Raw genomic sequence first — 25,881 nt, 5'->3', positions numbered from 1 at the left:
CGGGTTAACCCTCAGCTGCTAAACCGGCTTTCTGCACCGGAAACGAGGTCACCCCAACTTGGCGGGCGTCTAAGCTCATCTCTGCACTCGCCTAATCCCGGTCACTTTCTTGAGTGCACCGGCTAGTTCGGCACGCTCCGCCACCAACTGTTGAAGTTGAATGTTCAGCTCGCCAATTTCCTCCTTCGCCTTAGCTACTGCGCTGTTCAACGCAGCGCGCAGCCGCTCAATCTCCTTGTGCCCAAGCCACAGCTGGCTCCTTGATCGCGCGAGCTCAACCTCAGCGATATGTCGTAGATTCTTCTCTATCGACAGTCGCCTTTGCAGACTGATCAACGATTGCGTTTTCTTGCTCGGCTTCGCTTCATCGAGTTTTTTTAGAATATCAAGGTATTCACGCAACCTATCGAAAAGATCTTTGTTCTTTAGCAGAGTGGCATTCCCATTCTTTGTGAATGACCTGCCCTTCTGTTGCACTACGTCAGAGAGCTCACTAGATTGCCAAGAGTTGAAGGCTCGTTGACTTCTCGGCAAAGCGCCTAACCCAATGTCCCATTCATTGTGTTCGGCGGCATCGCCTTCGTTGAAAGCAGTGATGCAAGCGTCCAGAAGGTGGATCTTTATCTCAATGTTTTCGCGCGCCTGCCTTGCATTCTCAAGGCCTACAGGCGGAGCCTGCCCAGGCCCTAGACGAGACTCGCGCCTGGACCCTACTTTGCTTGAGCTAGTCGTCGTTCGTGAAGCCATATGACCTTCCGCAGATTGTCTCTTGTCAACATACGACGTTCCCACAAGAGTGTGTGGGGTGGCGAGTCAGCCACATCGATATTCAACACCTCAAGGTCCGCCTTAAGGCCTGCGATATGTCCCTGTGATGTCCAGCTATATGCACAACCGCTGCAAACAAGCGCAGTGGCATTCTCGTGCGATGGACCCTTGCCTTTTACCGGCGAACATTTCGCCCCGCGAGCAGAAGACGAACCCGCCGCGCAGTCAGCATGCGGAAGGGGTCGAAATGCGTGCCCGCGAGCTTCAACCATTCGATGAAGCTTTTCAGTCTTCCGCTCAATGTCCATTGCAGAGTAGTCGACATTTCTCACCAAATGCCGATGTACGCGCTCCACAAGCCTCGGAAAGCCACCCGAGAAACTCTGGCCGTTCAAAAGTTGAGCGATAGCATGGCAAAGTTTCTCACTGCCAACTCTCTTTAACTCCTCGTCCAATGCACTCCACTCGCTGCTGATTGCGGCCCTTACGGCCTCAGGTGCCCTCCTCAGCTCCGCCGGGATGCGAGCCTCTGCTGCTTGGATCATCGAATCGGTTACATATTGACGGGTAGTCTCGCAATTCCAGTGTGCCAACTGATAACGAATTGCAAGCAATCCTCCATGCTCGAATCGGTAGAAATAGATAATTGCATAAAATCGACGAAAAATATGGGCTCCCCCACCGATAAGCTTCGCGCTATCCTCCAAAGCCTCTAGCGCGAATGCCCGGCCAGCCCCATTGCGATCAAAGGAAAAATCAAACCAAACTCTCGGTGCAATTCTCATTGCGATTGGAGCAAATGTTCTACTCCAAAACATCGAGTGCCGCAAGGACTCCTCGCTTCGAACCTCGCGCGTGATAGCACACTCCATAGCGAGTTGCGCCTCTTCAATTTTTTGAAGAGCAGTATAGGCATCGAAAGTAGTTTGATTTATGAAATATGGCGCGTAAGACTTCAACGTCTTCTCTATGTAGAAGGTGCCTTGATAGATTTGCAGACTTCTGTTGACAATCTGGAAAGAGTCACGACGAAGTCCAACTGTTCTGTGAATAATTTCGTCTTTGCGCCGCGCATTCAGTCCTGCGATTAGAATCACTGCGGAGCTCAAAAGCATGTCAACCAATTTCGGGACGTTCGTCTCTGAGCCGGCACCTTTCGACATCATGGAGATTTCAACGCCGAGTACAACTTCTGCCCGCTCTCGGATCTTTGACTCGCGCCAGAGTTGCGCAACGAGTAAGTTGTGCCGCTTTTGCCTGAGACCAGTCGAAGTGAGTTTTAAACCGATCTCCCCCACTTCGCGTACAAGCTGACAAATAACATCGGCGTAGACATAAACGTACTTGCGCGCATGAAGTAACAGTCCCACCGCTTGCTCTACTGAAAGATTTGGTGTCCGCGCATGCGGTTTGGCTAACCTTTTTGCACGTGATATGGGGTCGGGAAAAGGGGTAACGCTGAACGCGAAAGGCTTAGGCACACGAACAACCAGATTCGCGGCCCAAAGAGCTTGCAAAAGCCAAGTCACAGTGGGTTGCGAAGGTTCAGAGCTAGTTGCCCACCCTTGGGGAGGGCGTTCAGGTTGCACATATTGGTGCACGCTTCGCCTTGCGCACCCCAGTTCCAACGTGCTCAGGTTGGTACCCATGAGCCCACGTATCTCCCCTCGAATTGAGATCCGAGGGTCGGTTCGCCCGATGTAGCAGGGGTTAGGGCGAGTATCGAGAAGAGCCTTGACTCGCGCCCTTGCGCGAAGAGCGAGCGACCATCTACCCTTTCCAAGGTCTCTCTCTAAAAGGCGAAAATGCGCCGAAGTCCAGTCCTCTGGACAGTAAAGCCCGTTCAATCGCCCCCACTCCCAATATTTGGCGATGGAGCTGGCAATCGTTGCTATCGTTCGGTGCGTCCCCTTTGTGCTCGCAGCACCACAGAGATAGGCATCAACTGCCAATATTGTTGCAACGGCAAGTTTGGCGTCATCTGATAGTAGACATTTGGGCATTAAATCGGTTGCTGGTAGCCAATACTCAGCTAGGTCAAGGACCCACCACTCCTTGTCGCCTGGCGCCGTAAAAGCCATTCGAAGTCGACAGGACGTGGATGAAAGATATTCGAGCCTACCGGACTCGCACAAAGAAAGTGCAAACCTCACACAGTCAATCTTTGATGTGCTTTCCTCGCTTTGCCTGCGATATTTACTAGATGGTTGACTCATTTCATTTGAGCCTTGATTTTTCTAACCCGTGCTCCGTAAGCACCGCGCTGCAGGGTAAGCAACAACGCAGCGTTGAACGCGAGGTTTGGGAGTACGTGCTTGACGAATCGCTCTGGGTTGTCCTGCCAGAGTCTCTGCCAGTGGTCCCGATAGTAGATGTCGAGCCGCAGTACTTCTTCCACGCGTGCGTCATCGATAAAAATGCGGCGATTTGGACATCCGCCGTCGGTGTGACAGGCCTCTGCGTCGCAGCCCCCCGTAGCGTTTGCTCGCTCAGGCGGTGGCCTACTTGGATTGATGCAGGAAGCGCCATCTCCGAGAGGGCGAAGCAAAGAAATCCGTGCAGAATCTCGCGCACCGCCATCAAAGAGATAGCAAATTTCCCTCTCAAGCCGCTTTGAGAACTCAAGATTTAGCGCTGAAGAAATTCTCTCTTGGACTATGTTGCCGACGTAGCGCTCCGTCGTCCCGTAGTGGCGGTGGCCACCATGCAGTCGCGCGGATTCGATACCACCTTTCGTCAAGCTGATGTTGAAGAGAACCTGAGTCCTGACCTGATCGAAAGAGTAGTTGGGAAGGCCGTGTCGTGCCTTGAAGTCCTGGAGTCGCGAAGTAGGATGGAAAAAGCCTGGTTCCTGCGCCGTACTACTTGGGCGTGTTGACCAAAGCACCATGCTTGTAGGGTCAAGGAAACCGCATTCCACGAGCTTCCTCCGATTCCACAGAAGGAGGTCGACAGCCATTTTCACGCCTGGCTCGGCGAGGTCTATTGATACAGCGGGTGTGTCATCGTCTGTTTTGGACTTGAAGCTCTGAATCACGACTGCGCCAGGAGCGCTTAAGTCAATCTGGTCCGCTTGCAACGACATGATCGATGACCAATTCCATCCGACATGTGTATGTATCAAATGAAAGGCAGCAAACAGTTCCTCAACACATGCTCGATACTCGATTTCAAAAATTTTTCTAGACCTGAACTGCGCTGAAGTGTCGCGAAAGAAGTGCTCCTTCAAAGCGGCAGCGAACGGAACGCTATAACTTTCACACAGTGACCCTATTGTTGCCACCTTGCCTTCGTGAATCACCTTGAGGACACCTATCAACAATTCTTCAGTGGAAACATCTTTTTTTTTCAATGAATAGGTTGCGTTTTTTTGGTTGGCGAGAATGCTCTCTTGCATGAGAACCTTCACATCGCTGCGTAACGGCCGTCGGCGTAGCAAAATTGCTCGTTCTCTGAGCGATGCTGCAGTAGTCATCTCTGCAATACACGCCTCTCGTACTCTAAGCAGGTCGTACTGTGTGCGCGCCTTCACTGCGTCGACAAGTTCACGAGCAGAACTTGCAGAGAGGGCGCCGATTGGCGCGCTTGCATCGGGATTTGAAATGTCACTAAGGTCACTAATGAGTGCCCGTGGAGTTCCACGAGGGAACGGGATCTTCGGCTTGAATCGAACTCGGTGAGGGTCGATTTCCTCCGAAAATGGAAGCGTGTGCGATCGGGAAAAAATAAAGGACCGAAGAGCAGACCTACCGCGGCCACGCGTTGCCGTGTCCTTCGCTTTTGCTAGCTCCTCGGCACGCCCGAATAGGCGTCGGATGTCCCCGGCGTCCGTCTGCTGCGGTGTCTGAGCCAGTATCTTGTGGGCGACCGGATCCTGCGCTAGCGATTCAAGCACTGTTCGCATCGGCAGCAGCGACTCACCATGCACCCGCACCAGCGCAGCCTCAGCGGTCAAATCCTCAAGCAATAGCCACACCCAAGAAGATCGACCGACGCCCAAGGCACTCGCGTCAAAAACGACGTCGTAGTAGTACAGCGATTGGTAGCGCTTTGTGACCGCGGCGATCGCAAGCTTCCCCGTCGCCCCTACTGGAGACGTATCAGGTTGCACACTCGTTCGGTTTTTGGCCATAGCGTAGACAGCAAGTAGCGCTTTCATACCTTACTCTTCACGCTAGTCAAGAGTACATCGCGCATCGATTGGAAGGTGTCCGTGAACACACGACTGATCGACCAGGCCTACAAGGACCTGTCCCAGCGCGCCGAAGTGAACGGCGTCGTTGTGATGACGGGTGTGCGCCAGGACGAATCGATTGCGCGCGATCAGCGCATCAAGAAGCGAGGTGAGGTCGCCGAAGGCGTGTGGGAGAACGATGCGGGCAAGCTGCGCGCATCGCCCATCCTCGACTTCAGCGTCGATGACGTTTGGGAGTACCTCGGCTACTGCGCAGCAGGCGTCGAGGAGAGCTACTCGGACTTTTCCGACGTGATGCGCATCTACGCGGCAGCGGGGGGAAATTCCTGTGTCGTAGTCGCCGACATGCAGTCGGCCAACAGCAAGTCGGCGTGCGGCGCGCGCTTTGGCTGCTGGGCGTGTTCGCGCGTGGCCACCGATCACTCGATGGACAACCTGATCCAATCAGACCAGGAACGCTACAGCTACCTCAAGCCGTTGGCCGCACTGCGCAACTTCATCAGCAACACGCAGTACGACTGGGGCAGACGCCAGTTTGTGGGGCGCACGGTGGACGCCGAAGGCTTCATTGCCATTGGTGCGGACACTTACTCGCCGCAGATGTTGATCGAGTTGCTGCGCTACACGCTCACCGCCCAGATCGAATCTGGCGTTGAGATCGTCAACTACCAGCACCTTGTCGGCATCGACGCGCGCTGGTCCCTCTACGGCATGCATCCGCCGTTTACGGCCTTGAAGATCTTCTTCGAGATCGAGGACGGCGCGCGCTACTACCCTCCTGAGCAAGGGCGATTTCCGAAGACACCCACCCCCAAGATCGGCAAGCTCTTTGTCGGCAAGCAGTGGGAGGAGGTCACCGGGCCCAACAGCTTGAGCGGATTGCGCGATGTGAGTCGAGAACTCCACGGTGAGGCCTGCGGCCTGAACCTCAAGACGCTGGCCAACGGCAACCTCGTCATCGATGACGAGGGGGAAGAAGGCATGGAAGTCGACGAGGAGGGGGCTATGGACTTCATCGAGTTCTTCGGCCGCGAGAAGGTCGAGGAGGAATGTCGCGAGAACCACCCGGACTGGGCGGCGGGGTATCTGACCTACCTCTGCTACGGCACCTTGCAGATTGCAAAGGGACGCTCCAACCAAACCGATGGCATCTTGCGTCGCACGCGCTGGAGGCAGGCCAACAACCTGCATGGCCAGCGCGATGTCAACGAGTTGCGCCAGCGCTGCGCCACTCTCAACACAGAGCAACTGGAATTGCTCGCAGCCTGAGGCTGCAATCCTTTGATAGCCCCGCCGGTCAACGGTGGGGCTTCTTTTTTGGGCCCCGGACAGTGGGTTCGCAGTGCATAGCGACACACCTGAAAACCTAGTTTCACCCCCCCGGATCGTCCGGCCCGAAACGAAGTTCTCGCGGCGGCCTGCGGCACAGCGGAGGCTACCGTCCTGGCGCACGGCAGTAGTTCGAACGTATGCAGGAAAGTGGTGCTGTGGCACTCAACAAGCACAAATGCCACCGTAGCCTTCGGCCCGTACCAGCGGTTTCGCCCCAAAAATTCACGCATGCCGCCAGAAGCTAAGGCTTCGGCCCCAAGGGGACCAGCGGTTTTGCCTCGGAATCTCAAATGTCGGCACTCAATCCAACCCCGCAGATATCGCCTCTCGACCACGCACAGGCGCTCGCCAAGAGCCCTGACCTCGTCTTGGTCAGCGGGTCGGTCAAAGGTGCCATGAAGGTGGCAGGCGCAACTGCACGCGACCTCTGGTACGTGCCAGTGGAGCAGATCCGAGTCATCCCTGGCTTCAACGTTCGTTTCGACGGCGAGGCCCTGCAGGCTCACGTGCGCTGGCTGGCCGACAGCATGAAGCTCGACGGCTTCAAGCCTGAGCATCCGCTCTCAGGCTATGTGGCTCGCTCGGGCGCCGACAGCGTCATCTACCTCACCGATGGACACTGCCGCCTGAACGCGTTGAAGATCGCAATCAGCGAGGGCGCCGAGATCGCACAGGTGCCGATGGTGGTCAGCGACCGCTCCATGTCCGTCGAGGACATCACGGTCGGTCTGGTGAGCTCAGCAACCGGCAAACCCCTGGAGCCGCTGGAAAAGGCAGTGGTCTGCAAGCGTCTCGCTTCGTTTGGGTGGGATGACAACGAGATTGCCCGCCGCCTGGGCATGAGCGCGCTCTACGTGCGTGAGCTGCGCACGCTGCTAAGCGCCCCACCCATGGTGCGCAACCTGATCACGCAAGGAAAGCTCTCGGCGACCGCAGCCAGGGATGCGATAGCGCAGCATGGTGACGCCGTGGTGCAAAAGCTCACCGAAGGCATGGCCAAAGCCAGTGCGACAGGTCGAAGCCGCCTGACCGCCCGCTTTCTCGAAGACAAGGCCCCGAAGGTGACCACCAAGCAGGGCGTGCGCCTGTACGACTTGGTCAAGCAGATTCACTCAAACCCAATGTTCGCAAGGCTCTCCAGCGACTTGAGGGGCCAGATCGAAGCGGTCCTCAACGGCATCGAAAAGAAGCGCGCGCCGGCGGCAGAGCCGGCGCCTGAGCAGGACCAGGGCGTCGAGCAGCAGCGCAAGGAAAGCGCGCCTGCGGAGAGCGCCGCTGCGCAAGGCAGCAAGAAGCCGCGGGCACCCGCTCAAGTGACCAAGGACAAGGCGCCGAGAACGGCCAAGGCGGAAGTCGCCCCTACCGCCCCTTCTACCCCGAAGGACCCGAAAGCGCCGACATCCAACAGGCGTTCGGACAAGCCGGCGCAGGCGGACAAGACCACTGCGAAGGCTGCCTCAAAAGCGTCCCCCAAGGCATCCCCGCAACCCCCGCTCAGCGCGGCATCGTCAGATGGGAAACTAAGTTTCGAAGACACCAACGCCGCGTCAACTCCCGCAGACCCAGCCCTGGACCTGGACGGCATGGACCTCGACGACTTTCTCCACCACCCCCACTGGGAGGCCCTCGAGCCCAAACTGCACGAAATGGTGGAGCAGTTGCCTGAAACCGCGGAGCGCTGCGAGCGCACCACGTTGCTGTCGTGGATCTACCTGAACCAGGGCGTGAGTACCTTCATTGACCTGGCCAACCGCATCAGCGGCCCCGAGAGCCTCACCAGCCGCAAGCGCACATTGCGTCGCATGCTGCGCGGCATGGAGCAATACAAGCTGCTGAGCATCGTGAACTTCCCCGACGAAGAGGGCGAGGTCGTCGAGGACGGCGAAGACCTGATCGGGCGCAACAGCATGATCAGCATCACATGGACCGGTATGGTGTGGATGCGCCGCGCCTGGACAGCCCGCGCCAAGCTTGCCGGATCTAGCAGCGTTCTCATTGCGCACCGCACCCTCAGCGAAGAAGAGGACGAAGGCAAAGCGCACGGCCCAGTCTGGGTCGAAGGGCTTGCCAGCGCGGAACCCGACGTCGTCAAGAAGAGCATCCGCGCCATCACCAGCACTCGCGGGCACGTGACCTCGGTTTTCGATCTGGGCCTTTCCCGGCAATAGTTGCGCAAAAACCTGGGTACGCCCGGTCTACGGCGTGGTTTAGGGCCGTAGACCCAGCCTGAGAACTGAACTCAAGGCCGAACAATTTGGGTTCTGACAAAGACCGCCGTGGCCGGAGCCACACACTATGTCCAAGAACCCCAGTTCCATCCCCCAGGCCATCCGGCTCATGATCGGTGGGCGGGTGTTCGCCCAAGGCGAATTGAACAGCCCGGCCAGCGCCGCTGAAGTGCAGCAAGCCCTGGATGCAGCCCGTCAGAAGTTCGGCCACGCACTGTGCCTTTGCCGCCGGCAGCCACTAAAGCTTCAGGTGCGCTTGCGCGAAGCGACGTACCACCTGGCGGTCTGGCCCAACGAAGGGCCGATGCACGACAGCGAGTGCGCATTCTTCCGCGATGAGCTGCTGGGCACGAGCAACGACGTTACCCAAGCGCGCCGGCCGGCCGACCAGAACGCGAATACTCCGCACGCCCTGGTCACTCAGCCCGAGCACCGCCCATACCGTGCGCTGATGGGCCAGCCGAAAGCCCAGGCTGCTCCTATATCGCCCGCACGCCAGCCGACGACACAAGATGCGCCAAGCACCGAGACGGCTCAGGCAGCGCGGCGCAGTATCAGCCTGAGCGTGCCCGGCCAGCGCGCCTTTGAAGACACCAAGCATCGCCCCCTGAACCTGCAAAAGCTCGCAATGGGCCTGTGGGAAGAGGCCGAGCTCTGCCGCTGGCACCCCGCATGGCGTCGTGACTGGGGTCGTGCTCGCTACCAACTGCAGCAAGTGGCCAAGACGCTGCTGGTCAATGACGCGCCACTCGACGAATTCATGTTCGTCCCTCGCCCGTACCGCGAAAGCGCACAAGAGCAGATCAACGCCGAGTGGGCAGGCTTCACAGGTAGCCTTCAGCGCCGCGGCGCGGGGGCCCCGGGCCTGCGCATGTTGATCGCTCCTGTCAGGAGCCTGAGCGTTCCGCCAAACCGGCCCCCGGTCATGCACCTGCGCCACTTGCGCAACCCGATCGGCGTCTCAGATGCCGCTATGGAGTTTCTGCATATCGCCTGTCGTGCGCCGCTGCGCCAGCTGCAAGCCAACGACAACCTTGATCGCGCACAACGCGCCAGCGCGACGAAGCTCAATGTCGAGGGCTACAACAAGAACAACCCCGAGGTAATGGGCTTCTTCCTAGTTGAGGGCGGCACCCGCGGCGCCGTCTACGCGCGCGCGGCGTGGCTCATGAACGTCCACCCGCGCAGCTTCATTCCAGCCAACAGCCCGAACACGGTCATGCTCGTTGATGCGTTGCTCGACAGAGGACACGCGTTCGATCGATTGCTGGCCGATGTGCCACCGATGAAGAAGACGGCGCCGGATTGGCTGGTGCGCCACGTGATCGGTCCCGATGGCAAACCCGTGGCGCGCGCCGCGCTGGATGTGCTCGACCGTGGCGCGACGCCAGAGTACCTGCAGGCGCGCCAGGCAATGGCAAAGGCCTTGGCCGACAAAGGCGTGCCCACGTGGTACTGGGTGCCCCAGGGTTCATGGAGGGAGCGCCGTGTGCCGCCCCTGCCGCCCACTGATGAGCAACCAAGCGCCGAAGCGGCGCAGATCCTCAAGGACATCGGCGAGGCTGCCGATTGTGATTTCCAGTTTGGGCACAGCCCGCGTTTTGCAACTTAACAGGAGAGTCCCATGGACATGACCATCGATCCCGCCCTCACTTCGGCCGCTGACGAACACGATGCCTTGGCCGCGGTCCCGAGCTTCCTGCAGAAGACCGCCGCCATGGATGTCACCGAGATCTTCGGTGGCATCGGCGCTTCCGTCGCGCAGGAACCCGCCCCAGTGAGCACGCTCACGATGCCCGCTGGACACGCCAGCGACGCCGCGCAGGTCGTACCGGCGTGCACCTTCCCCGCAGGCCTGGAGTTCTCCGGCAATGCCACCTTCCCATGTGACTTCGCGGTGCAGGGCGTCATTGACGGAAAGATCGAACTGACCGGCCAGTCCAAGCTCGTCATCGCACGCGGCGGCAAGGTCAACGGAGAGATCGTGTCCAAGTGCATCCGAATCGACGGCGAAGCACACGGCACCATCAACGCCGCCGGCGGTGTGGTCAGCTTCGGCGAGCACGCACGCGGCAGCGGCACCATCCAGTACGCCCGTATGGCGATGGCTGAGGGTGCAGAAGTCGAAGCCACCATGAAGAAGGTCGCCTAAGGCGCGAGCAGCAACGGAGAGAACAGATGACCACCAACCCCACCATCACCGCCAACGCCGCAACCGTGATCGCCAACATGCGCACCATAGAGGCGAGCGCCTTCGCCGGCGCAACCAACGTCGTGCCCCTTGGAGCGACCCTCGACGGCGCGATGTCCTCGGCCGAAGACCTCGCCCTGCGCATTGACGGCGAATTCAAAGGAACACTGGTCCTCGCCAAGGGCGGCGCGATTCACATCGGCCCCGACGCCGTCCTGGATTGCAAGCTGCTCCAGGCAGACATCATCTTCGTGCAGGGCCGCGTCAAAGGCGAGATCCAGGCGCGCAAGGCACTTGAGCTCGCCCCCACCGCACGCGTGAGCGGCAAGCTGTGCTACGAAGGGCGCTTGGATGTGCACAGCGGTGCGCGCATCAACGGCAGCATCGACGGCCCCGAGCAGGAATAAGCAGTCCTCGCGCAGAAGCAGAAACACACTGTTGCACATGCGCGCGGCAAAACTGGACACGCACGCCTGACAGAACCAGGCGGGCCTGTTCAAATCCTCTCACCTTTGGAGTTAGCTCCAATTCGTCGGCCCAGCGCCGGCATTCACCCACCCGGACGGGAACCACGGTTCCCATCTGGGACGTATGTGGAACCTGTCTTCTTTCCCTTTAATGGAGATTGAGACATGATGAACGCCGCATACGACACGGACTACGCTTCCGCCCTTGACCACATGGACTTCATCGTGAAGTCCCTGGCCGAAAAACCGGGTCGCGCCATCGACCTCGCCATCCAACACGGTGGTGAGGACGCAGTGCAAGCCCTGTTCGACGCCGTGATGGACAAAGGCCACCGCATGGTGCTGGTCCAAGCGCTCGATGCTCCCTCCCTGCCGGGCTGGGTGCGTGAGAAGCTCGAAGTCTTCCTGTACGGTCAGCGCCGCCAAGTTGCCGCGCTGTTCAGCAAGAAGGTCGTCCACTGAGACGCACGAATGCAAAAGGCCACCCTCGGGTGGCCTTTTGCTTTTGTGGGAGGCAGTTTGGCATGGCGCGGCGATACCATGAGCTGATGGTCAAGCGCTACCGCCCCCCAAACTACGACATATTCATGCTCCTGATGTTGCTGCTGATCCCCCTGACCTGGCCCATTTTCGCGGTGCCATGGCTGATGGGTAGACCGGGCATCAGGACCTGGACGGATCAGCTGCCAGAGTGGGTAGAGATCGTCGTAGTACTGGGCGTCCTCTACCTGAACTACCAGCTCGTTGAGCACTTGCGCCACCTTTGGTGAAAGCACGTCACCACAAAGCAGCGCCTTGAATGTAGCCAAAGCCGCTATAGGATGACCGCAGGGTCGGGAGGAAGCCTCCCTGCCATCCCGAGCAACAGGAGATTGACATGATCGTGTCCGAAGGGGCGCTCAGCATGAGCCAGGTCGAATGGCTGCAGTTTCAGCGCATCACCCGAGCGCCATGGCAGCCGCGCACGCCGCGTGAGTTCGACGCCATGTGCGAGTTGGGCGCTGCTCACCACCAGGCTGAGAACACTGATGGTGTGGGCTGGATGCACGCTATGGCCTGCGAAGACATCAAGTTCGGCCCCGATGGGCAACTCAACTTCCCAGCCGACCAACGCCGGCTGGCCTATGTCAAGGTGCACGGCGAGTGGCCCACCGATGAACAACTGCAGGATTTCGAAGGCAAGCCACCCCAGAACGCGCCGGGCCTGAAGCTTGTACGCTGAACGTGGCAGCGAACATCGACCCGAAAAAGAAGCTCGACCGCGCTGCCCTAGCCACAAGCCAGCACCGAAGGCGTCCCGCGCCCGCAAAGCCACCAACTGAGCAATCTAGCGGAGCGCACTGCGCCCGCGGCTCGCAAGTCGACAAGCAAAGCGGATCTAGGCCATTGCCAAAGCCGCCGCCTCCGGGCCGCGGCTTTTTTTCTTGCTAGACCGATTCGTTGGACGAAGCCGCACACGCTCCAGACAATCGCGTCACCACTGCACACCGCAGTCGCATGGGTCCACCATGCCTTCCTCTTCCCACAACTGGGCCACCTTCCGGTTGGGGAGGCATGGCCCGATCTTTTGGAACGTACCATGACCGAAATCAACAACGCTCCCGCGCACACGCTCTACAAGCTGGCCAACGGGGCTCTCTTCACCGTCATCGAACGCACCGCCGAACACGTCCGCTTCACCGCACAGGGTGGAGGCATCGTGCGCATGCTCAGTGTCTCCGAGTTCGACGACCAATTCACCCAGACTGAGCTGCCCCCGTACGCACCAGGCATCGCGACCGGTGACTGGCTGCCTGATGGCACGATCTTCCCGTGCTTCTACAACGGTACTCACTGGAACAGCTGGCGGATGCCGCAGTTCGAGCTCGATGTCGGCCTGCAGCTTTGCGAACACATGCCCGATCTGCGCTACGACGAGCACCTGGATGCCTTCTTCATTGGTGATGAGGACGGTGAATGCGAGTTCCGATCCGAGCAAATCTCGGTCGACGGACGAACCATCACTGTCTACCCAATCGGGGCAGGCTTCTGGTGCTGGTTCTGACTGCGCCGAGTCGTTGGGCGTCACATCGCCGAACCAAGTCAATTCCATCCGTAGTCTTCGACTGACTGCAAGTCCATGATCTTCAGGCCGCGTCCTCCGGGAAGCGGCCTTTTTCTTGCCCAACTGGACCGCATCGATTGCCGACAGACCCTCTCCTGGCTATCTTCAAGAGGTCTTGGCACATGCCAGTACGTCGGTCCAGTACCGACCCTCATCTACCCCTCCGGGATGCATCCATCCCGCTTGGGATGCTTGCATCACGGGGCCATTCAACAGAAGACCTCATGACCAAAGTTTTCAAGAAGGCAGCGTGCGACATCATGGTCGGCGAGCTCGTCGACCTACAGAGTTGCCCATACCTAGTGGGCAGCCCTATTGCAAGAAGCGAGTACGCCGTTGTTGCGCACATCGAGCGCGAGACGCCCACGACGGTAGTCATCGGCTACGAAGGCATCGACCATGTCGGCTACCCAGCGGACAGGGTGCTCACCGTAAAGCCCGCGCGGATCTACCTGATACCCAAGACGCTGACCGTCTGCGACACCCCGGATGGCGAGCCCGTGATCGGCTTTGTCGATCCGGCCTCAGGCGTTGCAATCGTCGATGCGAACCTGAGCTCCTGTAGTCACTTCCAGGTGGAGCCGCAGAGCTACGGGATCAGCCTCGAAGACGTCCTCGCACTGAAGGAACTGAACGAGGCGGCGCAAGCCGCTGCTGAGGCAGCGTTGGACGCCATGTGCGCACCGCTGCAGGAGCACCTGCAGGTCGCCACCGGCGACTTTGCGGGCTTGTACTTCTCGGCATCGCAACGCCGCAGAGATGTACTTCGCACAGCCATGGAATACGCTGTCGACCAGATCGAGCGCTCCAAGACCGATCTCGTGGACAGCGAAGAGGGCGAGGGCCGAGCATGATCAAGGCAGGCCTGCCCCTTCGCACCAGCTGGCGCTATGCGTCGGGCTGGACCCATCTGGATGCCAATCGCTACCTGGGCCTGATGAAGCTGACCAAGCCTCGCGTGATCGAGCCTGGCAACGGGTATGACCGCGGTCCGGTGTTCATTCAGCGCGCGCGCGTCGCGCCCGGCCTGAGCCGCGCGATGGTCAAGCAAGCACTGGTGGACACGCTTGGTGGCTCGCGCTGCCGCCATGAGCACGACTGCTGCGGCTGCGCCTATCGCAACGTGCAGGTGCGCGCTCTTGGCAATCGCGACTTTGCGGTGCGAACCAGCATGACCTTCAACTACTGAGCACGGCAGCCGCCGTCTCGGAGCGCTCAGAAGCGCCAACCATCAACGGGCCGGCTCCTCACAGGCCCGCCCTTTCCAACTGAGGCGCTGCCTTTCCAACCAGCCTCTCCCAGAGACCGGAAACCAACGATGAACCCCAAACACGAAGACGATGTGCCAGCCAGTGGCGCGCTCATCTCCTTGGTGCAAGTGCTGCGCAATGCTGCCGTGCTGTACCGATCCGAGTCGATCATGGCCCGAGAGATGGCCATGCCGGCGCCACTCGACTACTTCGCTCGCTGCGAGGATCTGTTCTACACGACCTACGCGCACGTGGCTCAGCGGGCTGGCATCGCGCTCAACCGAGTCACCTTTGAGGCGATGCTGAGCGCAGAAATGCCCGACGCGGTCCTGCACGTGGCCTACAAGGATCTTCCCAAGCAGTGGGTCTTCAACCCCTATCGCGGCTGGCGCCACGCCTGAGCAGCCCGACCTGTCGCACAACACTCAATGCCCGCACGCTGACTTTGGTCAGCGGCGGGCCTTTTTCTTGGTGCCTCGCACGAAAGAATGGCGCAGAAACAGGTTGATTTACGCAAAAGCACTCACTCCGCGCCGCCTCAAAACGTGCATCCACATCCAACACGGAGAAACCACCTCATAGATCACCCCGCCACTTAGTGCGCCAGGGAAAACAATCCCATGTGCACATGGTCAGCGGCGTTGGCGCAGGTGAGCGCAAGCCGGGCAGACAGATCAGGAATTGAGAGCCGAAATGAGTGAAAGACCGAACAACATCGCACTGCAAGTTGAAGCCCAGGGCGCCTATATCCATGTCGAAGACGCGCTTGGTAAAGCGTCCGAACATCGCAAGGCCACGAGTGCAGACGTCTGCGACGGATTTCTGGTGCTGAAGACTTGCGGCAAGCCCATCGAGGTGTATGGCGCGGGCCGTTGGAATCGTGTCTGGATCGCGCCCAGTCCCGCCGATGCTTCCGGCCAGCCCAGCGAGGGCACGAAGTGACCAAGCCGGCAAAGTTTGATGTCGCCATTGTCGGCGGCGGACCCGCGGGCGTGTCATGTGCCATTTGGCTCAAACAGCTCGGCTTCAACCCGGTTCTGATAGAGAAGAACGAGATTTGCGGGGGGTTGCAGCTGCTCAACGCATATACCAACACTTGGATCGCGACATCGGCCAACGCCCACGGCAAAGACGTTGCTGCAGCGCTGCAGGCGAACATTGAACGCCACGAAGTGCAGACCCGGATGTCGACCACGGCCGCAGAAGCCACACTCAACCATGACGGCATCACCATCAGGACAGATGCCGACGAGGTGATCAAGGCATCATTCCTCGTTCTGGCGGGCGGTGTGAAACCCAAAGGCGCGGGCTTTGCCGCCCGCATCGGACTCTTGGTGGGGCCTGGCCCTGCCGTCGCCAGTTCGGACTTCACGGGGCAAAGGGTTGCCATTCTCGGCGGTGGAGACAGTGCGCTTGAGAACTACCGCTTCATCAAGAATCGCGGGGCGTCGCTGGTGCATGTCTACGCAAGAAGCCTCCGCGCGCGCGCCGAGATGCTGGAAGGTGCAAGCCCTGACGACATCCACGTTGGTTCGTACACCACCGATGCGGACCGCAATCTGGTCAATGGCGAGCACTACGATGTGGTCGTGGTGCTCTACGGCTATGAGGCGCACAAGTCTGCGCTGATGGGTCTGGAGCCACTCATGCGTTCTGACGGCTTCGTGTTCACCGATAAGGATTGCATGACCAGCATCGATCGTGTGTACGCCATTGGCGAGATTGCCCAGCGCGCTCACCCTTGCTGCGTCACCTCGATGGCTGACGGCGTGGTGGCGGCCAAGGCCATCCAGCGGCGCATGGAAGCCAGCAAAGCCTCCCAGTTTCTTGGTGCAGTCAAACGCCTGGGGCGAGTTGCCGCAATGGCTGCGACCTGAAACCCAGGTATGGCTCGAATGCGGGAAACCCAGTGAAACCGAGAGTGCTTGTGACCGGAGGTGCCCATCGCTTGGGTGCTCAGTTGGTGAGGTGTTTCGCAGAGGCTGGCTGGCAGGTGTGGTGTCACCACGGCAAGTCGGGCGCAGCTGCGAATGCGCTGGCCGAAGAACTCAATGGCAAGGAGTTCGACGTAGAAACTGTCCAGGCCGACCTCAGCAACCAGGCACAGGTCGTTGCCATGGTCTCTCGGATCGAAGCGCAGGCAGGGCCACTACGTGCCATCGTCAACAACGCTTCGAGCTTTGAGCCCGATAGTGGCGTTGACTTCGATCCCGACTTGGCGCGCGCCCAGCTAGAGGTCAACCTCATCGCTCCCCTGTTGCTGGGGCGCGAACTCGCGCGGCACCGGCGGGAAAACCCGCTCCCAGACTCCTGCGTTCTGCACGTGCTGGACCAGAAGGTGCACAACCTCAATCCGGACTACTTCTCCTACACGGTGTCCAAGCTGGCTCTGGAGCGCTCGGTTGCCCTGCAGGCTCAGGCGCTGGCGCCCGCGGTGCGCGTCTGCGGCGTGTCGCCAGGGTTGATGTACCTCAGCGGCCCTCAGGAGCCTGGGAATTTTGAGCGCGCCGGGCGCGTGAACCTGCTGCGCCGCGTGACCGATCCACAAGACGTTGCGCGCACATGCCGATTCCTGGCGGAAACGACAGGAATCACCGGGACCGTCGTCAACGTCGACAACGGCCAGCATCTGGTGCCCCTGCCTCGCGATGTCATGTTCGTCGTCGATGAGTTGTTGCAAAGCAGATTGCCTGCATGAGCTACGTGTTACCCAACCCTCAGCTGAGCGATTGCCGCCGCCTCTTTCTACGCCGCCATGAGGTGCTGGTCGATATTGGAATTCACGATTTCGAGAAAGCAGCACCTCAGCGCATCTGGATCGATGTCGACCTGTACGTCCCCCTGGTGGCCTCCACTCCGAAGCATGACCAGATCACCGAAGTGGTGGACTACGACTTCGTGCGCGACGTGGTTGCTGCTCGGATCGCGCGCGGGCACATCGGCCTGCAGGAAACCCTGTGCGATGACATCGCCAGCAAGCTGCTCGCGAACGACGGCGTGCGTGCGGTGCGAGTGCAGACGAGCAAGCCAGACGTGTACCCTGACTGCGCCGAGGTGGGCGTGGAGGTGTTCCGTGTGAGGGAACACGTACTAGGGCCCACATAGGTCAAAAGGCACGCAAGCTCACCCGTAGCTGTCGCGGCCGGGCGGCATGCAGATTGCCGCGAAGGCCCGACCGAAACTGGACCGATTCACTCGCGGGCGGCGTCCACACCCGGCAGAATCCCCTCAATACCGCCAACTGGCGCTATGTGCTGGGCCAACTTCGGCCTGCAGCACCTTCAACCACCCGGACGGGCCCCAACAGCCCGCGCGGGCCATGGGTTCGTCCACACCGGAGACACCCATGAACGAAACCGAACGCGCCAAGCGCGAGCCCCTGGTTTCAGCCAAGGACTCGGGCTTCACGCGCCACCCCTACATCCACACGGATCTGCACAGGGCGCCCATCACGTTCCTGTGGTGGGCGAGCACCCCAACGGGGCGCGAGTCGAAGTTCTTCCACACGAAGACCTTCTACCGCTTGCGCTCTTCGGGCAAGCTCGGGCGAGACGACCAGGGCAACCTGGTGCCGGTCTTCGTGCCCACCGAGTACTACGGCCGATCGGACCTGGAGTTGCGCGACCTGCTTGTGGAGCGCGGCCCCTTCAACCGTCGAAAGTTGCCCTCGGGCTACAACTGGCACGGCCCGTATCTTTGGAGCGTGCTGCGCCCGCCCCAGAGCCCCCAAGCGGGATTCGCCTTCAAGGCGCCCGAGCAATCCGAAGGCATCGCCATCGGCTACCTCAGCCCGGCCCTGGACGCCGCCACGCGTCTGGCAAGAGCCGTCCTGGCCAACAGGGCAGTGACAGCATGAGCCAGGAACCTCGAGAGACCACTTCCGAAGAGGACTGGCTGGCAGAGCAGGGCTTTGACCTGAGCATCCTGAACGAGTCTGCAGCCAGCGCGCCGGCGGATTCAACGCAAGAAGGCATCACGGTCGATCCGAACGCATATGACAGAGTGTGCATCGCAATGTCTGGGGGCAAGGACTCACTGGCGCTTTTGCTGCATGTTCTCGAGCTCGGCGTGCCGCGCGAGAAGATCGAGTTGCATCACCACCTGGTCGACGGCCGCGAGGGCTCCACCCTCATGGACTGGCCGATCACGGAGAGCTACTGCGAGGCGATCGCTCGGGCTTTCGGCGTGCAGCTGACCTACAGCTGGCGCGAAGGAGGCATCGAACGCGAAATGCTGCGCGACGAGAGAGCCACGGCGCCGGTGTACATCCCTGATGGGGAAGGGTACCGGCGTCTGGGCGGAGAGGGGCCTGCAGGCACCAGGCGGAAGTTTCCCCAGGTGTCAGCCGACCTGAGTGTGCGTTGGTGCTCTGGCGTTGCCAAGATCGACTGCTTTTCCCGCTACCTCAACAACCATCCCAAGTTCACAGAGGGTAAGACACTGGTTCTCACCGGCGAGCGAGCCCAAGAGAGCAGCGCACGGTCCAAATACAAGGTGTTTGAACCGCATCGCTGCGATCTGCGCAACGGCCGCAAAGTCAAACGGCACATCGACGTCTGGCGCGCGGTCCACGCATGGAGCGAACAAGAGGTCTGGAACATCATCGAGCGCTGGCGCGTCGTCGCCCATCCCTGCTACTGGCTAGGGTGGAGCAGGGCATCGTGCAGGGCCTGCATATTCGGAGGCAAGGACGAGTGGGCGACCATTCGCAAGATTGCACCGCAGCAGTTCACCCAGATCGTCAACTACGAGCGCGAGTTCAAGGTGACGATCCACCGCAAAGACTCTGTCGAGGTGCGAGCCGAGCAGGGGACGCCATTCAACACCGACCCGTACTGGGTCGAGCTGGCCAACAGCCAGCACTTCAACCGCTCTGTGTTCATGGAGCCTTGGACGCTGCCACCGGGTGCCTACGGCAACGGCTGCGGTCCGAGCTAACCCACATCAACCTGCCCCGGACCGTCACTGCGACGGCCCGGGGGCCTTCCCATCGAAACGGAAAACACAATGGCGAAAATCGTCAACATTCAACTGCTGGTCAACGCGAACAACGAGGCTCAGATCGTCGATGGCCTGAACGACGCATTGCGCAGCATCGTGCACCCCATGGGCAGCGGCTACGCGCAAGACTCGTTCATCCTGGACTACAACCTGAGTGCCTCCCTGCCGGCAACCACCGAAGTCGAGCAGGACATCGCGAATGGCTCCTACGAGGAGTGCGCAGCGTTTCAGGAAGTCGGAAACAACAAAGCGGCCGTTGAACACTTCCTGCTGCACATCGAGGAAGACGTTGAACCGAAACTGATCGGACCGTTTGAAAACGAAGCCGCACTTCTGGCCAAGGCCATCGAAGTCAACAGGCACTCTCCGGACGATGGCCTATTTCGTGTTACCGCCGACAGGGCCGGCAAGATCGAGGTCGACTCCTTCACGGGCGACGATCTCATCGGTCACCCTGCAGCCGTTGAGATCTGCGCGGCATTCTTTCGGGGCGAGACGCCACTGGAGCGGATGGCAACGTCCCGGCACTTCAGCTGCGCGCACGAAGGAGATGAAGTGCTGGTCGACGTGAACCTCATCGATGCGCTTGAGAAGTACACCGGAGATGATCTGGTCATCGACCATGGCGAAGTCAACGAGATCATGATCCCCGCGATGACCGCACGTGCGCGTGTGAGAAAGGAGCAGTGGGAGCAAAGCGTGGCCGACGGAAGCACTGAACTGGGCTTCACGGAGTGGCGCGAAATGATCGTGCAGGACTTGCCGCGGGCACGAACCGCGCTCAACAAGAACGGCACCCAGCGCTAAGCTGGACTGGCCACGGACCAAGCCCCTCAGCGAACAGCTGGGGGGCTTTTTCATTTGGAGATCACCCCTTTTGGCGCATGCAAGCGAATGAGAAAAACCAGTCTGCCTCAGAGCGCTTGGTGAACAGTCGCAGTACCCGCAAGCACACTTGATTTCAAGAGCCTGTCAGAGCAACTACTTTAGCTCTACGACTGTGGAGATGACCACCTTCAGGGCTGAAACGGCTACCTGGCGGTCTCCCAAGTCCCCTTGCGGCTCTGAGGGTCCGAGAGGATCTTTCGAGCGATCTTCGCGCTCGACTTGAGGCCAGTAGGAAATGCAACGACGAAGTCGTCACGAGGATAGATCGACATGAAGTTGAGGACCCACGCCCTGAATAACTCCTCTGTACGGAATTCGGGATCCTCGCGGAAAAGGATTGAAGAAGCGTACTGCTCAGCTAGCAGGTACGAAGTCCCTGGACCCAAGTCGAAATCGATCACATCTGAAAAGACAACGCCCAAAGTGCCCCAGTATTCTGCAAACCGCAGGATGCTCGTCGTGCGGTCCTTGTCCCAGGAGAAGCTTTCGAGCGCCTGGCCGACCTCTGGCTGATACGGGATGTTGACCCGCCACCACTGTGCAATCCTCTTGTGAAAGTTGGCCATGAAATCTTGAGAACCCATGGTCCATGGGAGTGGTTCGACAGTTTGTGGGCTTAGCCGCGCATCGTCGGTGGGCTCTTGTTCGACGATGAGCATGGCGACAAGGTGCTTTGTTAGTCGATTGCGCGCTTGGCTCATGCGAAGCATGGCATGTTGAGGTGAGGTGCCCGGAGCTAGCGGGTTGACCTCCTCATCTGGCGGGGGCTCGTAGGGGTCGTTTGGGTCGAGCCCTGTGATCTCAATGTTGAGGATTGCTCCCTGGGCAATCTGGCGATCCACGATCTCGTCTACGCTGAGCTCGCAATCGGGTTTGCGGCCCGGGCCTCCCAAATCGACAGCACGATGTAGCTGGTGCCAATCCTGGTGACCAAACACATGAGCTGTTGCCTCTTGGCAGAGAGAAAGCGAGCAGTTGGGAAAGAGCTTCTGCAGCTCTTTGGCGAAGCGCTTGGGGCGCTCCATGGACAGCGGGGTTGCGCAGCCAACAGCTGCGATTAGGCGCGCGAGTTCAGGGGACATGGGACATCCTTGTGGTGAAGTGCACGGCTATCCCGCTTCACCGTGCAAACCATAGGATGGAAGGCACTAAGTGCTGAATCTATTCGCGACCGATGCTTGGGGCTTCACCACGCGGGAGGTACGGCGTCGGTGCGCCGTGACCTCATTCTTTCGTAAGACGGCTACCGCTGCAACAGGGGGGCTGGATGGGGTCGTTTTTAGGCATCGGGTCGGGAGCCTGGTGGTCGGCACGTTCAACCAGAAGGCTGGAACAGCTGCATGATCTGACGCGCATCCACACGTCGGATATGTTTGCAATTCTTGCCGGCTCGCTGCATACTACCAGAACGCAACTCATTGATTTACATATTGAAATCAGCAGCAGGCGTACTGACTTGGGTTGCCCATGAAAACCCTTGAAAAACTCCAGCACTCGATCCGCAGCCGGGACGGTGCTGTCGTCTTGCGCAGGGATCTTTCCCATCTTGGCGGAGCATCGCAGCTCACCGCTGCGCTTGCGATGCTCGTGGACCGAGGCGATCTTGTGCGTGTCTCGCCAGGTGTTTACGCCAAGACGAAGGCTGGCGCCGCAGGCCGCCGGGAGCTTGCGGCCGAGCCTGCGAATGTCGTGGCAGAGGCGCTGAAAAAGTTGGGAAAAGTCAAGGGAGTGAACGTCGTGCCGAGATCAGACAAAGAGGTGCAGGTGATCGTCAATCCATCTGGCAGCAGGATCTTCAGGCAATGGAGTCTCGGCGGAACTCAGGTGGGCCTGCGCAGAGCTGAGCCTTCGAGTTCCGAGAAGCTGAGGGACCTCGCCAAGCAAAGCCTGGTTCTACCCAAGGTGCTGCCCACGACCAACGTTGCTGCCTTCGTCGCCGATCTTGCAAACAAGGCGGGAGTGAAGGCCGCTCGAACGAAGCTCGATGAGTTCGCTGAGGCAGTGACCAGGATGGCCGGCGATGATGTAAGGCTTGATGACGTGGAGCAAACGCTGGTGGCCTTGAAGGAGCGCAACGTCGTCAATGGCAGGCAGATGGGCACCCTGATGCTCAACCACATGCGAGAAATGCGCAGTGTTCGACCCGTTCGGTGACTTCGATGAACGTGGGTACCTGCGCAATCACCACGCAAGCAAAAACCTCAACGAAGTCAAGCGACTGGAGCACGGGATCTTCAGGGCGAACCTTCCCACGGCTCTTGGTCATCTGCGGTCGATCAAGGGCCCCATCGGCTACGGTCATTTCCTGAAGGTTCATGAAGTCCTGTTCGAAGATCTGTACCCCTGGGCGGGGAAGGATCGCAAGCACCTGGGACTGAAGACCTTCATCAACAAGGGTCCAGTCCAGTTTGAGTCGACCGATCAGATTGAGCGCGCGGTGCAGGAAGCCTTGCGTACGGGTAACGACGCGGGTGCCATGCGCAAGAAGCCCGGCTACGTCATGGGAATGCTCGCCTGGGCGCACCCAATGCTGGACGGCAACGGCCGCACGATGCTGCTGGTGCACATGGAGTTGTGCCATCGAGCGGGCTTCGCGATCGACTGGACTCGCTCGAGCAAGGATGAGTACCTGGCAGCGCTCACCATGGAACTCCAGGACCCGCATCAGGGGGTGCTTGATGCCTTCATGTTGGCTCGAAAGCGCGATCGGATCGATACCCAGGAGTGGCACCAGCAGCTCATCGACTTGCCAGGCCTTGATGGCCTGGACAGCATGGGTGAGTCGGAGATGTACTCCAACGAGGATCAGGACGCTGCGGCGCGATACAAGGAAGTCCTGGCGCGCCGCACTGCGCCTCGTCCAGGTGGGTAGTCGGCTGCACGGAAACAAGCTGCCACGCGCCACACCGATTGAGGGGCTGTCTTCGGCGTCGAAAAGCCCTTGTGCAGGCGCGCCGGCCTGGAGCGGCGCGCGCAAACGAAAAAAGGGGGTGCCCATTTGACTGAGCACCCCCTTCTGGGATGTGAAGACTGCACCTTATGCAACGGCCAGCTCCGCATTGGCGATCTGGACCTGACGCTGCAGGAAGGCCGAAACCTTCTTGCGGATCGCGACCAGGCGCGCATCGTCGACAGAAGCCGCCGAACCACCGGTTGCACGCTGAGCGTACAGCCACTGGGCTTCGGAAAAGGTGACGCCAGCTTTCGCCAAGAGGGCAGGGCCCTTCAGCGCATTCACACAGTTGGCACTCATGGGACTCTCCATTCTGAAATCCGGGCACGTCGCCCCTTCTGCGTTCTCGTAGGAAAACACACAAGGAACGACGCGCACCGGCTCGCCTGGAGAGGCCATGGTGCACGGGCCAGAAAGCGCGGCAGGAGAGTCCCAGCCGAAGCCAAGAAGTTGAAGCGCTTTCTGACCACTGATCGCCAGCGCAGTGCGCATGCGATCTTTTGAAGGCTGTCAGCAGCACGCGAAGTTGCTACTGGCAGCTCACGACAGTGGATGCCGTGAAGTGGAGGGCAGTCACAAGAACTGCGAATGGTGCGAGCACCAAGGTAGGGCCAAGGATACCACGCCAGCATCGCAGACCGGACCGATTCGGTGGCGCCGGGGCGAGGCGTTCTTCACAATCGGGACGTTTTCGCGCTTTGCGATCTCGCGAGTGCCCGATCCCGGGCGACTCGCATGACCAGCGGACGGCCAGCCCGTCCTGAACATCCACCCTTGCGGGCTCACAACCCGCTCAGGGAGTGGGCTCGCTCATTGCATCCAATCCATGAGCAAGTCCAAAGAACTCACCCTTGGGGGCGTCTACTGCGGTCGCAGGATCGCCCCGGGCGTCTACGCCGAGAAGATCGAGAGCGGACGCTACCTGATCCGTCGCGCAATCGGCTCCAGCCACGCTGAACGGCGCGGCGAGGTCGTCGGCTCCAGTGGCACCTACCAGGCGCTGACCATGACCGGGGAGTGCGTCGCGCGCGAGCAGTCTCTGTGCGCAGCTGCCCTGGCCTTGAAGCCGGCATACAGCGACCGCGACTACGTCGTGAGCGCCTGGTTCGAACGGGATCGCAAGAGCCTGAGACTGAGCACACCAGCAGGATTCGAGGTCCTGGATCTGTGGGACGAAGACATCGATGACCTCATCACGAGCGGCTTCCTCACACACCCACGGCGTCCGCGCCCCACCGACGAAGACTGGCGACCGCACCTGATCGCCTACGCGCGCGAGAACGGGCTCATCAGCTGACGCTGCGTGCCCGCCCAAGCGATCTCAATCATCAACGAGCTGCCGGCCCACGCCGGCAAGCAAGACAAGGAATCACCATGACTGAAGAACAGTCGGTGCCTCAGGACACCGCGTCCGAGAGCGCCAACCAACCAGCCCTCGATATCGTCGCCGTCCACCACTGGGATTCGCCCATCTACAACGGCGAGGACACCGCAGGAACCGACCCCACGAACTTCCTCATGGAGGTCACCGACCAGCGCCATGGCAACGGCCAACTTTTCGTTGACGTGGCCTCGGAAGACGGCGACGACGTGATGAGCGCAGCCTTCGAGATCGGCAACCTGCCGCAGAGCCGCACCCAGTGCCAGGTGGTCCACCTGCACTTTGGCAACGAAGAACTGGCCATCAGCCTCTACAAGCAAGGCGATGCCTACATCCTGCGCCCCGAGCACGGCGTGAGCGTTCTGCCCACGACCCTTCCCAACGGGGAGCGCGCCTTCATCGTGAGGCAATGACATGAACATCGCAACGACAAAGGTCACCGTGACCCGCACGGTCTGCCGCATGAGCTACAGCTTCGCGGATGTCAGTGTGCAGGTCGATTCCGGCGCCGATGAAGCAGCCATTGAAGCGGCCCTGCTCGATGTGGCTGGCGACCACAGCTACAGCGAGAAAGACGCCGAGTACTTGATTGAGGGAAAGGAGCCGGCAAACGATGCCGCGCACCTGGCCAAGACATTGGGGACCTTGCTCGGATCCATTGCGCAAGCTGGCTTCGACGCTGACGCACCCATCAACGGTGGCGACGCCGTCGAGGCCGTTGCCGCGGCCTACAACCTCGCAATCGAGCAGATCAAGGGCACCGACAGCGAGCCGTACGTGATTTATTCGGAGAGCGAGGAGGGCGGCTGGAGCAACGGGGACGGATGGGGCGACTCACCGACCCATTTCTTCCACAAGCCACAGCGACTGCCGACGAGTGGCGCAAACGACGCCAAGGTGATTCGCCTGAGTGAATGGCAAGCCATCGAAGCGGCCTGTGCAAGCGAAACCTGAGTGCCCACGCCCGCCCAAGCGGACTGGGCGACACACCATGCAGAAGAAGCCACCTGCTCACGCGGGTGGCTTTTTCGTTTTGCACGCTACCCAGGCGATTGGCGGCGCGGTGGCCAAAAACGCGGGAAAAGAGGACCTCAAGGTGTGTGAGATGCCAGCGATTCGCTGG

At 60.0% G+C, this 25,881-nt stretch carries 29 protein-coding genes; 24 read left to right on the top strand and 5 right to left on the bottom strand.

What is annotated here, in order from left to right:
* Positions 1-75: 75 nt before the first annotated feature.
* From K5880_RS22290 to K5880_RS22280, 3 genes are all read right to left on the bottom strand, one after another.
* On the bottom strand, positions 76-747 hold the full coding sequence (locus K5880_RS22290; RefSeq protein WP_297657882.1) for a hypothetical protein: 672 nt from the start codon (positions 745-747) through the stop codon (positions 76-78).
* A complete protein-coding gene (locus tag K5880_RS22285) occupies positions 711-2,249 on the bottom strand; it encodes a hypothetical protein (protein ID WP_297657879.1) in 1,539 nt (512 codons plus the stop codon). Before K5880_RS22285 ends, K5880_RS22290 begins: the two co-directional genes overlap by 37 nt.
* A gap of 731 nt (positions 2,250-2,980) precedes the next feature.
* On the bottom strand, positions 2,981-4,927 hold the full coding sequence (locus K5880_RS22280) for a hypothetical protein (RefSeq protein ID WP_297657876.1): 1,947 nt from the start codon (positions 4,925-4,927) through the stop codon (positions 2,981-2,983).
* 54 nt (positions 4,928-4,981) lie between these two features.
* Here K5880_RS22280 and K5880_RS22275 point away from each other — a divergent pair, with 54 nt between their 5' ends.
* The 19 genes from K5880_RS22275 (at position 4,982) to K5880_RS22185 (ending at position 20,343) form a co-directional block, all read left to right on the top strand.
* Entirely contained in the window at positions 4,982-6,232 is a 1,251-nt protein-coding gene (locus K5880_RS22275; protein ID WP_297657873.1) for a hypothetical protein, read from the top strand.
* 458 nt (positions 6,233-6,690) lie between these two features.
* Positions 6,691-8,463, top strand: coding sequence for a hypothetical protein (locus K5880_RS22270; RefSeq protein WP_297657870.1), 1,773 nt, complete (start codon positions 6,691-6,693; stop codon positions 8,461-8,463).
* A 127-nt stretch (positions 8,464-8,590) separates the two neighbouring features.
* Positions 8,591-10,135: a DUF1173 family protein gene (locus tag K5880_RS22265; RefSeq protein WP_297657867.1), complete on the top strand. Its 1,545-nt coding sequence runs from the start codon at positions 8,591-8,593 to the stop codon at positions 10,133-10,135.
* A 12-nt stretch (positions 10,136-10,147) separates the two neighbouring features.
* Positions 10,148-10,675 carry a polymer-forming cytoskeletal protein gene (locus tag K5880_RS22260; RefSeq protein WP_297657864.1) on the top strand — a complete coding sequence of 176 codons (528 nt, stop codon included), beginning with the start codon at positions 10,148-10,150 and terminating at the stop codon, positions 10,673-10,675.
* Between the two features lie 26 nt (positions 10,676-10,701).
* Entirely contained in the window at positions 10,702-11,121 is a 420-nt protein-coding gene (locus tag K5880_RS22255) for a polymer-forming cytoskeletal protein (protein ID WP_297657861.1), read from the top strand.
* A 225-nt stretch (positions 11,122-11,346) separates the two neighbouring features.
* Positions 11,347-11,643, top strand: a complete 297-nt coding sequence (locus K5880_RS22250; protein WP_297657858.1) for a hypothetical protein — start codon at positions 11,347-11,349, stop codon at positions 11,641-11,643.
* Positions 11,644-11,729: 86 nt separating this feature from the next.
* Positions 11,730-11,951: a hypothetical protein gene (locus tag K5880_RS22245; RefSeq protein ID WP_297657855.1), complete on the top strand. Its 222-nt coding sequence runs from the start codon at positions 11,730-11,732 to the stop codon at positions 11,949-11,951.
* 107 nt (positions 11,952-12,058) lie between these two features.
* A complete protein-coding gene (locus tag K5880_RS22240) occupies positions 12,059-12,403 on the top strand; it encodes a hypothetical protein (RefSeq protein WP_297657852.1) in 345 nt (114 codons plus the stop codon).
* A gap of 357 nt (positions 12,404-12,760) precedes the next feature.
* Complete coding sequence (locus K5880_RS22235) at positions 12,761-13,225, top strand: hypothetical protein (RefSeq protein ID WP_297657849.1); 465 nt, start codon at positions 12,761-12,763, stop codon at positions 13,223-13,225.
* A gap of 284 nt (positions 13,226-13,509) precedes the next feature.
* The gene (locus tag K5880_RS22230; protein ID WP_297657846.1) at positions 13,510-14,139 is read left to right on the top strand and encodes a hypothetical protein; all 630 of its coding nucleotides are present in this window, start codon (positions 13,510-13,512) and stop codon (positions 14,137-14,139) included.
* Positions 14,136-14,474: a hypothetical protein gene (locus tag K5880_RS22225; RefSeq protein ID WP_297657843.1), complete on the top strand. Its 339-nt coding sequence runs from the start codon at positions 14,136-14,138 to the stop codon at positions 14,472-14,474. Before K5880_RS22230 ends, K5880_RS22225 begins: the two co-directional genes overlap by 4 nt.
* 129 nt (positions 14,475-14,603) lie before the next feature.
* Positions 14,604-14,936: a hypothetical protein gene (locus tag K5880_RS22220; protein WP_297657840.1), complete on the top strand. Its 333-nt coding sequence runs from the start codon at positions 14,604-14,606 to the stop codon at positions 14,934-14,936.
* Between the two features lie 292 nt (positions 14,937-15,228).
* A complete protein-coding gene (locus K5880_RS22215) occupies positions 15,229-15,477 on the top strand; it encodes a hypothetical protein (protein WP_297657837.1) in 249 nt (82 codons plus the stop codon).
* Entirely contained in the window at positions 15,474-16,412 is a 939-nt protein-coding gene (locus tag K5880_RS22210) for an NAD(P)/FAD-dependent oxidoreductase (protein WP_297657834.1), read from the top strand. The genes K5880_RS22215 and K5880_RS22210 overlap by 4 nt, the downstream gene beginning before the upstream one ends.
* Positions 16,413-16,444: 32 nt before the next feature.
* Positions 16,445-17,233: an SDR family oxidoreductase gene (locus tag K5880_RS22205; protein WP_297657831.1), complete on the top strand. Its 789-nt coding sequence runs from the start codon at positions 16,445-16,447 to the stop codon at positions 17,231-17,233.
* Positions 17,230-17,640 carry a dihydroneopterin aldolase gene (locus tag K5880_RS22200; RefSeq protein ID WP_297657828.1) on the top strand — a complete coding sequence of 137 codons (411 nt, stop codon included), beginning with the start codon at positions 17,230-17,232 and terminating at the stop codon, positions 17,638-17,640. Before K5880_RS22205 ends, K5880_RS22200 begins: the two co-directional genes overlap by 4 nt.
* Before the next feature lie 241 nt (positions 17,641-17,881).
* Entirely contained in the window at positions 17,882-18,391 is a 510-nt protein-coding gene (locus K5880_RS22195; protein ID WP_297657825.1) for a hypothetical protein, read from the top strand.
* Positions 18,388-19,473, top strand: coding sequence for a phosphoadenosine phosphosulfate reductase family protein (locus tag K5880_RS22190; protein WP_297657822.1), 1,086 nt, complete (start codon positions 18,388-18,390; stop codon positions 19,471-19,473). The genes K5880_RS22195 and K5880_RS22190 overlap by 4 nt, the downstream gene beginning before the upstream one ends.
* 69 nt (positions 19,474-19,542) lie before the next feature.
* Positions 19,543-20,343, top strand: coding sequence for a hypothetical protein (locus K5880_RS22185; protein WP_297657819.1), 801 nt, complete (start codon positions 19,543-19,545; stop codon positions 20,341-20,343).
* 224 nt (positions 20,344-20,567) lie between these two features.
* On the opposite strand, the gene K5880_RS22180 is transcribed toward K5880_RS22185, so the two are convergent.
* Positions 20,568-21,506, bottom strand: coding sequence for a hypothetical protein (locus K5880_RS22180; RefSeq protein ID WP_297657816.1), 939 nt, complete (start codon positions 21,504-21,506; stop codon positions 20,568-20,570).
* A gap of 385 nt (positions 21,507-21,891) precedes the next feature.
* Between K5880_RS22180 and K5880_RS22175 the strand changes: the two genes are divergently transcribed.
* Together K5880_RS22175 and K5880_RS22170 are read left to right on the top strand one after the other, a co-directional pair.
* Positions 21,892-22,578, top strand: coding sequence for a hypothetical protein (locus K5880_RS22175; RefSeq protein WP_297657813.1), 687 nt, complete (start codon positions 21,892-21,894; stop codon positions 22,576-22,578).
* On the top strand, positions 22,559-23,296 hold the full coding sequence (locus K5880_RS22170; protein ID WP_297657810.1) for a Fic family protein: 738 nt from the start codon (positions 22,559-22,561) through the stop codon (positions 23,294-23,296). The genes K5880_RS22175 and K5880_RS22170 overlap by 20 nt, the downstream gene beginning before the upstream one ends.
* A 165-nt stretch (positions 23,297-23,461) precedes the next feature.
* Here the strand turns inward: K5880_RS22170 and K5880_RS22165 are convergent, their stop codons facing one another.
* On the bottom strand, positions 23,462-23,869 hold the full coding sequence (locus K5880_RS22165; protein WP_297657808.1) for a hypothetical protein: 408 nt from the start codon (positions 23,867-23,869) through the stop codon (positions 23,462-23,464).
* A 334-nt stretch (positions 23,870-24,203) separates the two neighbouring features.
* On the opposite strand from K5880_RS22165, the gene K5880_RS22160 reads away from it, so the two are divergent.
* The 3 genes from K5880_RS22160 to K5880_RS22150 all read left to right on the top strand — a co-directional run bounded on the left by K5880_RS22160 (position 24,204) and on the right by K5880_RS22150 (position 25,712).
* Positions 24,204-24,674 (top strand): hypothetical protein, encoded by a 471-nt coding sequence (locus K5880_RS22160; RefSeq protein ID WP_297657806.1) that lies wholly within the window; start codon positions 24,204-24,206, stop codon positions 24,672-24,674.
* A gap of 77 nt (positions 24,675-24,751) precedes the next feature.
* Entirely contained in the window at positions 24,752-25,171 is a 420-nt protein-coding gene (locus K5880_RS22155; RefSeq protein ID WP_297657804.1) for a hypothetical protein, read from the top strand.
* 1 nt (position 25,172) lies between these two features.
* Positions 25,173-25,712 carry a hypothetical protein gene (locus K5880_RS22150; RefSeq protein WP_297657802.1) on the top strand — a complete coding sequence of 180 codons (540 nt, stop codon included), beginning with the start codon at positions 25,173-25,175 and terminating at the stop codon, positions 25,710-25,712.
* Positions 25,713-25,881 lie beyond the last annotated feature (169 nt).

It is taken from the genome of Hydrogenophaga sp. (assembly GCF_025699295.1).
Lineage (GTDB): Bacteria > Pseudomonadota > Gammaproteobacteria > Burkholderiales > Burkholderiaceae_C > Hydrogenophaga.
The sequence above is the reverse complement of the archived record's forward strand: the minus strand, read 5'-3'. Positions and strand labels throughout refer to the sequence as shown.